Genomic DNA, 15642 nt, shown 5'->3' with positions numbered 1-15642 from the left:
GCATCAAACGCTTTTTGATAAATAATTAGATCTTCATGAGTTTTGATGGTTTTTTGGTCTTCTTCCTTGTCCACTTTCCCTCCAGGTCTTCCTTGTCTGACCCCCATTATACCGTTAAGGTAAAAAACCTACCCTTGTGAGGATGGGGAGAGGGGGAGATGGGGAGACGCGGAGAGGGGGAGATGGGGGGACGCGGGGATGGGGAGACAGGGGGACGCGGGGATAAATAGTAACCCGTAAAACTAGCTTTGATAGTTGGCTAGTTAGCTTGGGGTGAGAATGGTTTCTTTGCCCAACATTCGTCCAAAAATTCACCACCACTCTGCCCTTTATACAAGTCGCGATCGCGCCTACTATATTTTGTCCTATTTATTCTATCTAAGGATTGAATACCGATAGAGTTTTGATTAAATAATACACCTCCCCGTTAACAGCGGTGGGTTACGGCGGATTGTTCATTGAACGGCTATCGCTTCGGTTTAAATTCCGCCTAACCCACCCTACGTTTTTGAGATCCAAGTATTTACTCCTAGTCTCTTTTTGTCTCTTTTTTTTTGAGACAAAGGGGTTGTTATTTTAATTGTTTTGTTATAACATTGCAATAAGCAACTAATACACCTAACCAAACACAAGAAAAAGAACCAAATGAAACCTTTACCCCCTCGATTTTACAAATCCCCGACCGCTGAAACGACAGCCCAGCAAGCGTTAGCGGAATTTGGCATGACCCAACTCCTCTCTCTAATCAAGCACTACCGCGACATTGACTTCGATGCATCGCAAATGCACCTAACCGATGCAGAAGTGAATGCGATCGCGAAACTATTTATCCAGGAGTTGACGCGAAGCATCGACGGAAAACTCATCGCTGGCGCCTTAAACGCCCTGCGTCATGGTGAAGAGATGGAGACTCAACACTTAGTTGGGGCGGGTTTAGTTACATCTGGGGAAAAAAGAAACGATAATAGTGAAACCCGCCCCTACACACAATTCAACACTTTGCCAATTCCTACTCCTCGTTACCAAGAAGGCGATCGCGTTGAGTGGAAAACCAATAAAACAGACTGGGGCGTAATTCTGGGACGCTTTTATGACTACAACCACCATCACAATCAGTGGATGGTTTACTACATCATTCAACTTTCCCCGGATTCTCCCAGTGCTGCTTGGGTAACCACGGATACGGCGTCTGAAGCGGATTTAGAAAAAATGCCGGATACCGTTGAACCAATAGAAAATAATGGCAACCCCTATCGTTATCCCACCCATTTTCCTGGTGCGATCCAATCCCAATCTGTGCGTAGCTCAACTGGACGCTATAATCCCCGTCGCCGACACAATCTCCGCCCGATCAACCAGCGGGAAAAATACATTATTGACCTTTATTGTTACTGTGAATTAGGGATGACGCCAAGGCAGTTTTATAGCAAATGGAATGTCACGTATGAGCAACTGTCTCATATCTGTTCTCGTTCCCTGGGGACAGTGCAGTGTTGGTTCAAACGAGGTAAAGGATACTACCCCCCTCAACCCGTGGATTTGCGCCATCTGGCAATCCTGGATTTTTTGTTAGAGCATTTTGAAGAGATACCCCAATCCCTGATTAAGTTGCTGTGTTCGTCTTGAGAATTTGCCACGTTTCAGGGCGCACGATAAGCGATGTCATTTGTCATTTGTTGATTGTTCATTGTTCATCAGTAATCCTCTTCCCCCTCTCCCCATCTTCCCCTCTCCGCGTCTCCGCGTCTCCCCCTCTCCGCGTCTCCCTCAACTTCCACCACTGCCTAAAATGACTAAACTCAATAATGTTCCACTATTCCAGAGACTGTGAACAATCATGGGCGCCAGCAGATTGCGCGATCGCGTGTACACGATTCCTAATACAATGCCTAATGTGGCTAAGGGGAGGACTTCTGACAAACTCAGGTGCGCGATCGCAAAGACGAGACTACTGGTGACAATGGCTCCCCAAACAGGCATATAGCGGGTTAACGACGGTAATAAAAACCCTCGGAACATGAATTCCTCAAACAGGGGTGCAGCAATGCAAGCCGTGCTAAAAAATATCACGATAGCAACTGTATCCTGTCCTTCTAGCACCAGAGAAAGAATCGGATTACTCCCCCCTTGTCCCTGCCATAATTTCTGGTTCAGGAGTGAGACTAAAATCACCAGGGGAAGCGCCACAAGATAGCCACCTAATCCAAAAATAATCCCTTTTTTGCGGAATTTAATCCGAAACCAATCCTCTGGCAAGGGTAAAAAATCCTTGATCGAAAGGTAAAGGACTCCCAATCCTCCAGCCGCTAGCACAATGTAAGTCATTAAAACATAGAATGCCTGCATTCTTACCGTAAAACTAGCCGGATTCAGATTGAACAAGCTGAGGACAAGAGGCAGGATAAACAGAGGTAGGAGGATTTGACCGATAAAGAAAAAGCCCAGAATCAAGACTTGCCAAATCATTTCTCCATCCCAAGGCGTATCCCACCGGATAGTGCTGTTAGTGGCGAGGAGCGATCGCTCTCCCTGAAGTAACCACTGACCCAGCAAAAATAGCAAGAGTCCCACCCCGACAAGACCGCCTATTCCGGGAATGGCACTAATTAGAGTTAACTTGACTAGGGCTTGTTTTGCTCTCTCTTTCTCTTGAGCTTGTAAGGACACTAAGGCATCTTGACGCTGTTGCAATTGATAAAGCTGGAACAATGCCCGATACTGGAACCAACTATCTAAATTTTGTTGAATTTTTGACTCCGCATCGGGTAAAATTCGAGGCGAATCACTCCAAAGACCTGCTAATATGGCGGCAGTTTTGGCGGATGGCGTCGTTGCTGGAGCGGTACTTTCGACGGTTTCTTGCTCAATCAACTCATTCCACGTCTGAATCGCCATCTCTGTTCTACCCTGTTGAGCTTGCAGCAGTCCCAACCGCACATTCAGTTCATCAATAAGTTGTTCTGTCTGAGAAAATGACTTTTGCAACTGCTTTCGCTGCTGAGAGGTCATCGGAGCCTCGTCAATGGGAGCGATTTGCATTTGCGGTTTAGCCAGCTCATCACCGATAGATGTCGTTACATCAGGGTTTGAGGACAGTTGTCCCAGTTTAGCGATAATTTTCGATTGAGTTGTCTGAGCTGTTTCCAGGACTTGTTCATATTGCTCTTGGGCATTTTTAAACGGATTATTACCGAGTAATGCATTCCGCGCCGCCGTTAAATCCTCTTCTCCTTCTGTTGCTAAACTCTGACCTTCGGCAGCATGGAGTAATAAATTGGTTTGGTAAAGTTCTAAGCGACTTTGAATTTGAGGCTGACCCCAGCTTTCAACCAAAGAAAGGCTGACTTGTAATAGTACCGCCACCGTCAGCACGGCTAAAATTAACCGTTTAAGCACTAACCCAGTATTCATGAACCCCCCCCAAAAAAGTAATCAGTCATAAGTCATAAATAATAAGTCATAAGTTCTAACGTTATAAAAAAATATTTAGTAACAAAGCTCACTGTTTTTGTTTCAGACGTAATCTGTCACATTCTGGCTTTTCAGGGGAACTCTTGAAACCCTGTTGATAAGGAAGATACACAATAAAAATTGACGTCTTCCCCAGCTCCCAGACGTAGCATGCTACGTCTCTACATGCTCCCAGACGTAGCATGCTACGTCTCTACATGCTTCCCCGCCTTTTTGCACAGCAGGTGAGCGGTTAAACTAAAAATGACCCTGATCTTTGAAGATGCCCCAAGGATGCTACCAGCATTGGGGTTAATCTGGCTACTATTCATAAAATTGGTTACATAGGAGCAAAAGGATTGACTACTCGCGTCATTATTGTACGGCACGGTCAGAGCAGCTATAATGCCCAGCAACTCATTCAAGGACGCTGTGATGAGTCCGTGTTAACGGAAACAGGGGCTGATGATGCCCGTAAGGTGGGTGCTGCCCTCAGTAGCTTGAGCCTTGATGCTGTTTATTGCTCTCCTCTCCAACGAGCGAAGCAGACCGCAGAGGTCATTCTACCTTATTTATCTGGCTCACCCCCTCTTCAACCATCAGAAAACCTGATGGAAGTCGATTTACCCTTGTGGGAAAAAGTGGCTAAATCCGACGCCCGGAAAAAATTCCCGGAAGATTATCGGTGCTGGAAAGAACGCCCGGAGGACTTCTATATGGAAATCACTACGTCGGAGGGAACCCGGAAGCATTTTCCTGTCTTGGCACTTTATCAACAAGCGCAGCAATTCTGGCAAGAGATTCTACCCCGTCACCAAGGTGGCACGATTTTAATCGTGGCACACAATGGTATTAACCGCTGTTTGCTGAGTAGCGCTTTGGGTATTTCTCCCGCCCGTTACCAGTCCGTCTTACAATCCAACTGTTGCATTAATGTTCTGAATTTTACGGGGGGTTGGGGTGAACCCGTGCAATTAGAGTCTCTCAATCAAACCTCTCATGTCGGTACGCCGTTACCGACGCCTCGCCCTAGTAATGGGGGGTTACGTCTGTTGCTGGTACGTCACGGGGAAACCGAGTGGAATCGTGTCTCCCGCTTCCAAGGCGGGATTGATGTGCCGTTAAATGAAAATGGGCGTCAACAGGGACAGCAGGTGGCTGAGTTTCTTAAAGATATCCCGATTGATTTTGCGGTGACCAGTCCGATGTTACGTCCCAAGGAAACGGCTGAATTGATTCTCCAGTATCACAGTGGTATTACGCTAGAACTTGAAGACAAGTTTCGCGAAATTAATCATGGACTGTGGGAGGGAAAATTAGAGTCAGAAATTAACCAAGAATACGCCGATTTATTGCATCAATGGAAAGTAGACCCAGCTACCGTACAAATGCCTAATGGTGAAAATTTAAACCAAGTATGGGAGAGGGCTACAGCCGCTTGGGATAGGATGATTCAGGTCAAAGCTGGAATGGCTGATTCAGAACTCAAGACGGGTTTAGTTGTTGCTCATGATGCGATTAATAAAGTCATTCTTTGCCATGTCTTGGGATTGAGTTCAGAATCATTCTGGAGTATTAAACAAGGGAATGGTGGTGTGAGTGTGATTGAATATGGTCAAGGGTTAGAGAAGTTACCTGCTGTCCATGCGATGAATATTACCACTCACCTTTCTGGAGATATTTTTGACCGAACCGCTGCTGGTGCGTTATAACTCCGTAGAAACACTCTTTGATACCAGGAATATGAGAAGAGGGCGACCCAACCGAGTTGAGTGGAATGGAGTTTTTCATTAAGTTAAGCGGGTCGCCCCTACATCAGGTATAACAAATGACAAATGACGAATGACGAATGACGAATGACAAAAACCATGTTTCAAACCAATCCGCCTCAAGACCCGAAAAAAGTTTTGCCGACAATGTACGATCTCAAGAGCGAAGACCCAGAGGAACCCGGTTTGCCTGACAAATATCATTTACTACAAGCGCGTTTCCTTGAAGATACCTTCTGTCCTCCTAACTACCCAACGGATCACATTTTTGTTGCCAGCGATTTGAATCTTTACTACAATCCACGTCAAACCAATTGGTATAAACGCCCTGACTGGTTTGCGGTGGTGGGGGTTGATAGACTTTATGAACAACGGGATTTACGAATGAGCTATGTGGTGTGGCAAGAAGAAGTGAATCCCTTTGTCGTGGTAGAACTGATTTCACCAGGTACTGAAAAAGAAGACTTGGGACAAACGCTGCGGGAAGCAAATCAACCGCCGACAAAGTGGGAAGTCTATGAACGTATTTTGCGCGTTCCCTATTACATCGTGTTTAATGGTCGCACGAACCAGCTAAGAGCGTTTCAGTTAATGGGTAGTCGCTACACCGAGTTAGACGTTAGTGAACCGCGTGTGTGGATGGACGATATTCAGCTAGGGTTAGGACTGTGGCAGGGTTTCTATGGGGAATGCGATCGCACCTGGTTGCGTTGGTATGATGCACAAAGCAACTGGATTTTGACTCCCTCAGAGCGAGAACGGCAAGGCGTTGAACGAGAAAGACGACGGGTAGAGAGATTGGTAGAACAATTGCGATCGCTTGGGGTTGAACCCGATTTTGATGTGGAGGTTTAGTTGTCTTCGTCATCTGCCTTGTTTCTACCCAAGTGTCAGTATTCAACCGGACATGATATGACGAAAGAACAAAGTTAAGAAAAAATAAGTTCTCACCTCTGGAGAAGAGGCTGCGGATTTTTTCAAAGTTTGGCAGTATAAAGAATAGGTATGTGCTGCTAGTGCAGTGTAACGGAAATAGCCCTACAGTTGATCAAGAGGAGAGAGAAAAAGCATATAGCATAAACTTTACAGCCTTGGAGTTAGTTCGTCCCAGCTACAGCCTGCGCCCTACCCAATTATTATGCAGCCTGACATCACCGCCATTACCTTACCTGCTTTAGAGCATTTTATTGACGATCATCCCCTCACGATTGAGGCTGAAGCAACTCTAGTTGAAGCGATCGCGTTATTAAATCAAGGACAATCCTTGTCGGCGTACCAGTCTGGGCAAATTGCCAAAGAACCCGAACGTTCACATCGCTGCGTCTTGGTGACCGAAAACTCGGCGTTGATCGGGATAGTGACAACGCGAAAACTGATTGAACTAATGCTGGCTGGGGTGAATTTTCAGGACACCCAGGTGGCTGATGTGATGATGCGATCGCCTGTTACTTTAACCCTCTCTGAGTCCTGTCATTTGTTTACGGCTTTATCCCTTTTCGAGAGCTATTCGATTGATTATCTCCCGGTTTTGGATAAGACAGGTAAACTTATTGGGTTGATCACAGAAAATAGCATTTGTCAAGGGCTACCTGAGCTAAATTTACTTAAGTCGCAATCGGTGGCGGCGACAATGACGACTCCTGGGCTAAACGTTTCGTTGACTACTTCTATTCTGGACGTGGCACAACAGTTGATTAAGACTCAGGAAACTTGTGCTGTATTGATTCAGGAAACGGTAATCGGGGATGAAACCAATGGGAGAAGGTTTAAAAAGAGTGCGATCGCGTCGCCCTTATCCTCAGTTTCTGCCCATTCCTTACCAGTCGGACTAATTACAGAACAGGATTTAATCCACTGTTTACAGCTCGGTGTCTTTGGACTTGACTTGTCAAAAACACCCGTGTCTATGGTGATAAAAAAACCGCTGTTGAGTCTCCATCCGGATGATTCCATAAAGCAGGGACTTGAACAGATGCGGCAAGTCGGACAAACCCCTCAATTAGTTTACCAATCTCCGGAAAATATTCTCGGCATTTTCACCGCAACGGACATCATTAAAGCGCTGAATCCTCTGGCGCTGCTGAATCAAGTTGAGCAATTACAGCAAACAATTAATCAACAAGCCAACCAACTGCAGCAAACCCTTAATGACTTAAACCAAGCGGAAACGACTGTGGAAACAAGCCATCAGCGTTTGCAGTTGATTCAGACAATAGCCAGCAATCCCACATTGAACGGGAAAGACTGGCAAACGGAATTCAGTGAGTTGACAGAAGTCCCTTCAGCATCCCGTTGTCTTCCCTCCTCTTCATTAGTGGAAACTCCCGGCGATCATGCAATGGAGCCACCTCAGGTTGCCCATATTGTCAAAACCGCGACAGAACGGCTGGAATTAATCCTCCGCGCCTCCCAGGATGGATTTTGGGACTGGAATATGATTACTGGGGACATTTATTTCTCTCCCCGATGGAAAGAAATGTTGGGTTACGCCGATTGGGAATTGCCGAATGAATTGGCGTCTTGGGAGAAGGTGATTTTTGAGGAGGATCGGATTGCCGCGTTAAAACTGATTGAAGATTATAACAGTGGGAAAGTCTCTCGTTTCCAAGCCGTCCAACGCTTCCATCATAAAAACGGCTCGACTGTTTATATTTTGTCCCGGGCAATTCACCAAAAAGATACCGCCGATCGAGTAATCCGCATGGTGGGAACTCATACCGATATTACCGATCGCAAACAAGCCGAGGCAACCCTACAAGCCGAGTATTCCTTTAAAACCCAACTGATCGAACGGATGGGAGAAGGCGTGTGTGTCTGCCATAGTATTGAGACGTATCCCTATATCCGCTTCACAGTTTGGAATCAGCAGATGGTGGAGATTACCGGGTATACCGTTGATGAAATCAACCGTCGAGGCTGGTATCAGACATTCTATCCCGATCCGAAACAACGCAGCCAAGCCGTTAAGCGAGTTGCTCAAATGCAACGTGGGGAGGATTTAGTCGCTGAGGAATGGGATATCGTTCGGGCAGATGGCAGCCACCGTATTTTATCGATCTCCACATCCAGAATTGAAACCTCAGAGAATCAGACTCATATCTTAGCCTTAATTCAAGATGTGACTGAACGCTTGCACTCGGAAACCGCGTCGCAGCAACAAGCCGAACGGGAACGGTTAATTCGAGCGATCGCGCTGCGGATTCACCAGTCGTTGGAGTTGGAGGATATTCTCCATACCACGGTGACTGAAGTGCGGCACTTCCTGCAAACAGATCGGGTGTTAATTTATCGCTTCAATCCCGATTGGAGTGGTGTGGTGGCTGTTGAGTCAGTGGAATCAGAAACGTTATCCATGTTGGGACAAACCATTTATGATCCCTGCTTTGGCGAGAAGTCGGCGGTGCGGTATCAACAGGGTTATATTAATACCCTGGAAGATACTCACACGGCAGATATTGCCACCTGTTATCGAGACTTTTTAGCCGATCTTCACGTCAGGGCAAACCTAGTCGTCCCAATTCTACAGGGAAGCCAATTATGGGGGCTACTGATTGCCCACCATTGTCATCATCCTCGCCATTGGCAAACCGTTGATATTGATCTGCTGCAGCAATTAGCCACCCAAGTCGCGATCGCGATTCAGCAGTCTGAATTGTATCAGCAGTTATCCACTGAACTGGTGGAACGTAAACAGGCGGAAACTGCCCTCCGACAGCAAGCCGAACGAGAACGATTAATTAGTGCGATCGCTCGTCGCATTCGTCAATCGCTGCACTTAACCGAAATTCTGAACACAACGGTAACGGAGGTGCGGCACTTCCTGCAAACGGATCGGGTGTTAATTTACCGCTTCAATCCCGACTGGAGTGGCGTAGTCGAAGTCGAGTCTGTCGCCGTGAAAGAGTTATCAGTATTGGGACGCACGATTTTTGATCCCTGCTTTGGTGAAAAGTCAGCGGTGCGTTACCAAAAGGGTGATATTCACACCCTAGAGGATATCCACACGGCTAATCTGGAGTCCTGTTATCGTAACTTTCTTGCCGATTTACAGGTAAGGGCAAATTTAGTCGTACCGATTATACAGGGACAAAAATTGTGGGGTTTACTGATTGCCCACCACTGTAATCAGCCGAGACATTGGCAGCCTCAAGAGACAGAGTTGCTGGTACAACTTGCCACGCAAGTCGCCATTGCGGTACAGCAATCGGAACTCTATCAACAAGCCCAAGCCGATTTAAGCGAACGCCAACAAGCAGAAACCGCATTACAACAGCAACTCCAGCGCTCATTACTGCTCAAACAAATCACCCAAGACATTCGCCAAAGTTTAGACGCCCAACAAATTTTTCAAACTACGGCTACTCAAATTGGTCAAGCCTTTCGCGTCAACCGTTGTGTAATTCACACCTATGTTGCTTCACCCGCCCCCCAAATCCCGTTTGTTGCTGAATATTTAGAACCGGGTTATTCCTCCATTCTCACTGTCAAGATTCCGGTGGCTAACAATCCGCACATTCAACAGGTATTAGCCGCCGATCGCGCGATCGCCTCTAACAATGTTTACGACGAGCCTTTGTTACAAAATGCCACGGGAATGTGTGACCAGGTAAACCTGAAATCCATGTTAGTCGTTCGCACCTCCTATAAGGAAAAACCCAATGGGGTGATTTGTCTACATCAGTGCGATCAGTTTCGTCAATGGAGTAATGATGAAATTGAATTACTTGAAGCCGTTGCCGATCAAGTGGGAATTGCCCTTGCCCAAGCCCAACTCCTGGAACAAGAAAAGCACCAACGACAACAGTTAGCCGAACAAAACGTGGCGATGGAAAAAGCCAAACAGATCGCCGAAGCCGCCAACCGCGCCAAAAGTGATTTTCTGGCAACCATGAGTCATGAAATTCGCACGCCGATGAATGCGGTAATTGGCATGACGGGACTGCTGTTGGATACCCAACTGAGTCATGAACAAGCCGAATTTGCCGAAACAATCCGCAACAGTGGTGAAGCCCTGCTGACGATTATTAATGATATCCTCGACTTCTCCAAAATTGAGTCCGGCAAACTGGAGTTGGAAGAACAACCGTTTAATCTGCGAACCTGTATTGAAGAATCTCTGGATCTGCTAACGCCAAAAGCCGCAGAAAAGGCAATAGAACTGGCGTATCTGTTTGATCCTCACACCCCCAACACGATTCGCGGCGATATTACCCGACTACGGCAAATTCTGGTTAATTTACTCAGTAATGCCCTCAAGTTTACCCATCAGGGAGAAGTGACGGTTTCGGTTTCCTCTAAGCGGGTAAGTCCCCAGTCATTAGAGCAACTTTCTCATAGGACGAATAAAGAACAACAGTATGAAATTTTGTTTGCCGTTAAAGATACAGGGATTGGCATTCCTCCAGATCGGTTAGATCGGTTATTTAAAGCCTTTAGTCAAGTCGATTCCTCCACCAGTCGCCACTATGGGGGTACAGGATTAGGGTTGGTCATATCCAAGCGATTAAGTGAAATGATGGGGGGTAGAATTTGGGTAGAAAGTGAAGTAGGGAAGGGTTCAATCTTTTACTTCACGATTGTTGCCCCAGTCTGTCACATTGATAATCTCAGTAATTTGGATCTCCGGCAACCTCAGCTTGAAGGCAAGCGGATGTTAATTGTGGATGATAATGCCACTAATCGCCGCATTTTAACTCTACAAGGTCAATCCTGGGGGGTGCTGACCCGTGCGGCTGAGTCGGGGGAGCAGGCATTAGACTGGCTACAGCAAGGTGAGACATTTGACTTAGCGATTCTGGATATGCACATGCCGGGAATGGATGGGGTTAATCTCGCCTCACAGATACGCCGACAGCCAGATGGTCAAGAGATTCCCTTGGTTATGTTAACCTCAATCGGCAAGCCAGAAAACAGTGGTCAACTGGATGAAGCCAAGTTTGCGGCGTTTCTGACTAAGCCGATTAAGCAGTCTCAACTCTACAATGTGCTGATGGATGTATTAGTCGGTCAACCTGTGAAAGTGCGGTCAACCTGTGAGATTTCACCGACGATTGATCCGTATATGGGTGCAAATATACCGTTGCGGATTTTGTTGGCGGAGGATAATGTGGTTAACCAACAAGTGGGATTGCATATTCTGGGGCGCATGGGGTATCGGGCGGATGTAGCCGCCAATGGCTTAGAAGTTCTCGAAGCATTGCGCCGTCAGTCTTATGATGTGGTATTAATGGATGTGCAAATGCCGGAAATGGATGGTTTGAAAGCAACTCAGCGCATCTGCCAGGAGTGGTCCGCTGAAAACCGTCCTCATATCATCGCGATGACGGCTAATGCCATGCGAGGCGATCGCGAAACCTGTTTACAAGCTGGTATGGATGATTATATCAGCAAGCCGATTCGGGTTGAGGAACTGGTGCGATCGTTGCAGGGAGTGCCGAAAAAGGTACAAGAAACTCGGAGTTTCCAGAAGGCAGAAGCCAGAGAGCAGAGGCTCCAAGCAAAGAAGCAAGGGAGCAAGGTACAAGGAAATAATAACGGTTTAGACGGACATGATGTGATTGATGACCACGCTTTTCAACAACTGTGCGATATGGTCAAAGATGATCAAGTCTTAATCCAAGTGATTGATAGCTTTTTGGATGAAGGCGCTCAGTTGTTGGGGGTGATGAACCAAGCACTGGATTCACAGAAAACAAATACATTGTCACCTGAGACGCTAACCACTTGTCAACAGGCGGCTCACAGTCTCAAATCTACCAGTGGTACGGTTGGTGCAATTAACCTTTCTGAACTTTGTAAGCATTTAGAAACCATAGACATTGAAGATGAAACCGATAATCCACTGACGTTAACGAGTCGTCTATTGACACAAATCGATCAGGAATATGAACAGGTAAAGGTGGCGTTACAAAGCAAACGTCAGCAATTGAAGGAAAAGTGTTGATTGTGTAGGGGCGGGTTGAGGGATTTTAGTGTAGCTATAGATGATAACCTTTGTTATACTAAGTGGCATTCAAAGATATAACGTTCTCTCCCCAAGCTTTCCCAGCTTCGCCAGCGCCCCCGGCTCCCCCAGCTTCCCCAGCTTTTCCTATCTACTACGGAAAGAGCGCAACTCGGTATTAGCCGATTGTCTGGGTTTCTTTATTCTTTAACCCCTCTTTTTCGTGATTCAGACGCAGTTCCCCTTTCGTTCCGCCGTAGGGAGAGTTTTTTGCCACTCCATTAAATCCGGCTTCTGAGCCAGCACAAACAATGTTACCCCGCGTTTTTTGCAAATGAGGTAGGGCATATTTGGTCATCAGGAATGCCGATCGCAGATTCATCTTCAGAGTTTGATCAAATGCCTCTATCGGATACTCTTCCGTGGGCGCAGTTGCCAGAAAGACACCGGCATTATTTACCAAAATATCCAGGGTCTCTACATCTATCTGCGGTAGGGTTTCAGTTTCGCAGAACTTGGTTAATGTCTATCATTTTGTGTTCATTGTTGATATAATAAGAGTTTTTTCCAAATCTATCTGTGGTAAGGTTTCAGTCTCGCAGAACTTGGTTAGTGTCTAGCATCTTGCATTAACTTGGTGATATAATAAAAGTTTTTTCAAATAAAACTGATCAAAAAATTTCTATCGATGGGTAGAAAATTTACAAAAAGTAATATATGATTATTTTTAGTAAAGATTTGTAAAGCATCTCTCAGAAAAAAAATGGATAGACGCACATTACTCAAGTATTTGTCAATCGGTGTAGCTGGAACCTCCTTAACCACTGCCGTACAGTCCCTCGCCTCAGCATCTGGGGGAACAGCTGCATGGGGTTATACCGGATCAACTGGACCAAGTAATTGGGGAAGTCTTGATCCCGCCTATGCGGTTTGTGGATCGGGAACACGACAATCTCCCATCGCACTAACAAATCCCATTGGGGTCAATTTCGCCAATGACTTTAGCATTAGCTACAATTCCTTTTCCCCAACTATTAAAAATACGGGTAAGACTATCCAAGTTGACTGTCCTTCTGGTAGTACTCTGACCTTGGATGGTAAAATATTTGATTTAATCCAATTTCACTTCCACGCTCCCAGTGAACATACCATAAATCACCAACTTGGGGATGGGGAAGTTCACGCCGTTCATCAACGCACAGATGCAAATGGAAACGTAGAACTAGCAGTCATTGGCAGGCTGATAAAAGGAGGTTATAGTTCAAACTCTGAGTTAGCAAAGATTTTTAACAACCTGCCCCAAAATTCAGGTGGAACAACATCACCCTCAGTCACATTTAATCTTAAAAAGCTATTTCCTAGTGATGGTCTGTTAACCGGTTTACTGACCCCCCCACCTCAATATTATCGGTATTCTGGTTCTCTGACCACACCACCTTGTTCAGAAATTGTAAGGTGGATTGTATATGAAGATATGCTTCAAGTTTCAACCTCACAAATTGCCCAGTTTACAAACCTATATTCCAATAATGCCAGACCTGTGCAAGATGATAACGATCGGCTCTTGCTTTTGGATTAATTAAATCCACGTTTACAGACAAGGGAGACAAGAAAGAGTTGAGCGGGTTAGCGTATTTCGGCTAACCCACTCAAATCATCAATTCTTAACCGCCAACAGCCGCCAAGGTAGTGGGTTCAGCAGGCGTAGCCTCTTGTTCTCCCAGACGATTGTGATACAGGCTGGCTAAACGCTGCTCATAGTCTGCCAACTCCTCTTCAATCTGAGTAAACAGCACCGTTGAGGTGGGATCGGTGAATTGTTTTCGCAGATTATAGGCATCGACAACACCCGTTTGAATGTCACCCAATGCATGGCGTAAAATTGATAAACTATCGCTGGGTTGCAGCCAATTTTGTAAGGCGGCGTAGGCATCTGTCGCCACTTCCGGAATCGATTCAAACGCCTGCAAATCTCTTAAGCGATTCTCCAGCATGATAATGTGATGCTGCTTATTTTCGATGATTTCTTGCAGTAGCGATCGCAACTCTAAATCAGAGGCTTTTTGGGCATAATACTCAAAGGCTTTTCGCCCATATCGTTCCCCGGCTAAGGCAGTATTCAATCCATTCACAATATCAAGCTTGCTACTTCCTCCCCAAGCTTCTGCCAATTGCCACCATTGAGCTGTCATATCCGTTTCATCGGGTAAGGCTTGATCTGGAATTCCTAAACCTAAGCGGGTGAGAATAGCAGTCGTAAAGATTGCCAAATCACCGGGTTGACGAGAAGTAATTAGATTACCATCCACGACTAAGGGTTCATCCACATAGTTAGCCCCGGCGTTCGTCATATCCTTACGAATCGAGAGAAATCCGGTAGCATTTTTGCCCTGAAGTAAATCCCCTTCAATTAACACTTGGGGACCATGACAAACCGCCGCGACGAGCTTATTCAACTCCATTGCCTTTTGCACAAATTGCACGGCATTGGGGTTATTTCGCATCGTATCCGGTGCCATTCCGCCGGGAATAATCACAGCATCGAAGGTGTCTGGACGGGTTTCGGTTACGGTACCATCAGGTTTAATCGAAACTTTGCCTTGTTTCCCCTGATAGGTGTCATTCATGCGCGAACCAAGAACCACAACCTGCGCCCCCGCTTGTTGCAGCGCTTGATAAGGAATTTGAAATTCGGCATCTTCAAACTTCTGGTCGATCAGAATGGCAACTTTTTTGGGCGTATTATCGATTATCATCATTGGAATTGTTAACGACTTTATTACTTGATCGAAGGTAGAATTTTTCTGGGGTATTCTTTCAGCCACGAAAATTCTACGGGCTAAACAGGTAGTATTGATAAGCATTTTCAGCTTAGGAATGACTCATAGAGATGTCATCCCTCAAAAGAAATAAATTAGGATTCGCTCTGGGGTAATAAACTGATCTGCCTGCGAAAGGCTAAGCTGTGAATGCGGATAGTCATATACAAGACAATATGGAACCTGAAAACATTAACAAATCTCAGTCCAACCCCCTATCAGAATCACACACACGTAAGGAAACCAACGAAATAGAACTGACGTATGAGGGACTGAGCGATCGCGACACGGCTGATGGTAGACTAATTGAAGAATCAAGAACTCGTATGGCAAGCGGCAAACCCACCACGAGTGATGTTGATGCCAACCGCTACCAGGCAAAAGTCGTCGGTGAGGAAGCCGTTGGCGGTTTAACACCGACGCCCGATCAAAATGTGACCCAAGAGATGGAGCGAGCCGTTGGTGTCGAAGGCGCTCAAAAAGAACCGGTGCAAGTCACCAATAAGCTAGAACGACGGGATGAGCAGCGTTGGGAGTTAGATCCCAAGTCCTCTGAAGATTATCAAGAACACAGAAACTAAGATAGGTGGGGACAATTAAAGTTAACGGCGGGGATTGTCTTTGATCATTGGTCATTGGTTATTCTTCTGCCCTCTGCCTT

General features: G+C 46.0%; 8 protein-coding genes and 1 pseudogene. 6 read left to right on the top strand and 3 right to left on the bottom strand.

All coding sequences use genetic code 11. The features are described from left to right. Positions 1 to 645: 645 nt before the first annotated feature. Positions 646 to 1626 (top strand): hypothetical protein, encoded by a 981-nt coding sequence (locus tag RH949_RS26300; RefSeq protein ID WP_006098731.1) that lies wholly within the window; start codon positions 646 to 648, stop codon positions 1624 to 1626. 141 nt (positions 1627 to 1767) lie between these two features. Here the strand turns inward: RH949_RS26300 and RH949_RS26295 are convergent, their stop codons facing one another. Next, a complete protein-coding gene (locus tag RH949_RS26295) occupies positions 1768 to 3411 on the bottom strand; it encodes a CPBP family intramembrane glutamic endopeptidase (protein ID WP_006098562.1) in 1644 nt (547 codons plus the stop codon). Positions 3412 to 3809: 398 nt separating this feature from the next. Here RH949_RS26295 and RH949_RS26290 point away from each other — a divergent pair, with 398 nt between their 5' ends. From RH949_RS26290 to RH949_RS26280, 3 genes are all read left to right on the top strand, one after another. Beyond that, positions 3810 to 5162, top strand: coding sequence for a histidine phosphatase family protein (locus RH949_RS26290; protein ID WP_446357288.1), 1353 nt, complete (start codon positions 3810 to 3812; stop codon positions 5160 to 5162). A 156-nt stretch (positions 5163 to 5318) separates the two neighbouring features. Further along, positions 5319 to 6074 carry a Uma2 family endonuclease gene (locus tag RH949_RS26285; protein ID WP_446357291.1) on the top strand — a complete coding sequence of 252 codons (756 nt, stop codon included), beginning with the start codon at positions 5319 to 5321 and terminating at the stop codon, positions 6072 to 6074. A gap of 283 nt (positions 6075 to 6357) precedes the next feature. Continuing rightward, positions 6358 to 12162 carry a GAF domain-containing protein gene (locus RH949_RS26280; protein WP_446357286.1) on the top strand — a complete coding sequence of 1935 codons (5805 nt, stop codon included), beginning with the start codon at positions 6358 to 6360 and terminating at the stop codon, positions 12160 to 12162. Positions 12163 to 12403: 241 nt separating this feature from the next. Here the strand turns inward: RH949_RS26280 and RH949_RS26275 are convergent. Next, positions 12404 to 12634, bottom strand: a pseudogene (locus RH949_RS26275) (SDR family NAD(P)-dependent oxidoreductase); the annotation flags it as partial. A gap of 291 nt (positions 12635 to 12925) precedes the next feature. Between RH949_RS26275 and RH949_RS26270 the strand changes: the two are divergent. Further along, on the top strand, positions 12926 to 13741 hold the full coding sequence (locus RH949_RS26270) for a carbonic anhydrase (protein WP_446357284.1): 816 nt from the start codon (positions 12926 to 12928) through the stop codon (positions 13739 to 13741). 85 nt (positions 13742 to 13826) lie between these two features. On the opposite strand, the gene RH949_RS26265 is transcribed toward RH949_RS26270, so the two are convergent. Further along, positions 13827 to 14921: a DJ-1/PfpI/YhbO family deglycase/protease gene (locus RH949_RS26265; RefSeq protein ID WP_446357282.1), complete on the bottom strand. Its 1095-nt coding sequence runs from the start codon at positions 14919 to 14921 to the stop codon at positions 13827 to 13829. A 236-nt stretch (positions 14922 to 15157) separates the two neighbouring features. Here RH949_RS26265 and RH949_RS26260 point away from each other — a divergent pair, with 236 nt between their 5' ends. After that, positions 15158 to 15562, top strand: a complete 405-nt coding sequence (locus RH949_RS26260) for a DUF6335 family protein (RefSeq protein ID WP_446357280.1) — start codon at positions 15158 to 15160, stop codon at positions 15560 to 15562. The last annotated feature ends 80 nt before the right edge of the window (positions 15563 to 15642 follow it).

The sequence above is a fragment of the Coleofasciculus sp. A1-SPW-01 genome, from assembly GCF_040217205.1.
Taxonomy (GTDB): domain Bacteria; phylum Cyanobacteriota; class Cyanobacteriia; order Cyanobacteriales; family Coleofasciculaceae; genus Coleofasciculus; species Coleofasciculus chthonoplastes_A.
Note: the sequence above shows the minus strand (reverse complement) of the source record. Positions and strands in the feature narration are given on the sequence as shown.

Excerpts from the sequence above, each read along its gene's own strand:
- RH949_RS26260 (WP_446357280.1), top strand. The coding sequence starts at position 15,158 with ATGGAACCTGAAAACATTAACAAATCTCAGTCCAACCCCCTATCAGAA.
- RH949_RS26280 (WP_446357286.1), top strand. The coding sequence starts at position 6,358 with ATGCAGCCTGACATCACCGCCATTACCTTACCTGCTTTAGAGCATTTT.
- RH949_RS26265 (WP_446357282.1), bottom strand. The coding sequence starts at position 14,921 with ATGATGATAATCGATAATACGCCCAAAAAAGTTGCCATTCTGATCGAC.
- RH949_RS26295 (WP_006098562.1), bottom strand. The coding sequence starts at position 3,411 with ATGAATACTGGGTTAGTGCTTAAACGGTTAATTTTAGCCGTGCTGACG.
- RH949_RS26285 (WP_446357291.1), top strand. The coding sequence starts at position 5,319 with ATGTTTCAAACCAATCCGCCTCAAGACCCGAAAAAAGTTTTGCCGACA.
- RH949_RS26300 (WP_006098731.1), top strand. The coding sequence starts at position 646 with ATGAAACCTTTACCCCCTCGATTTTACAAATCCCCGACCGCTGAAACG.
- RH949_RS26270 (WP_446357284.1), top strand. The coding sequence starts at position 12,926 with ATGGATAGACGCACATTACTCAAGTATTTGTCAATCGGTGTAGCTGGA.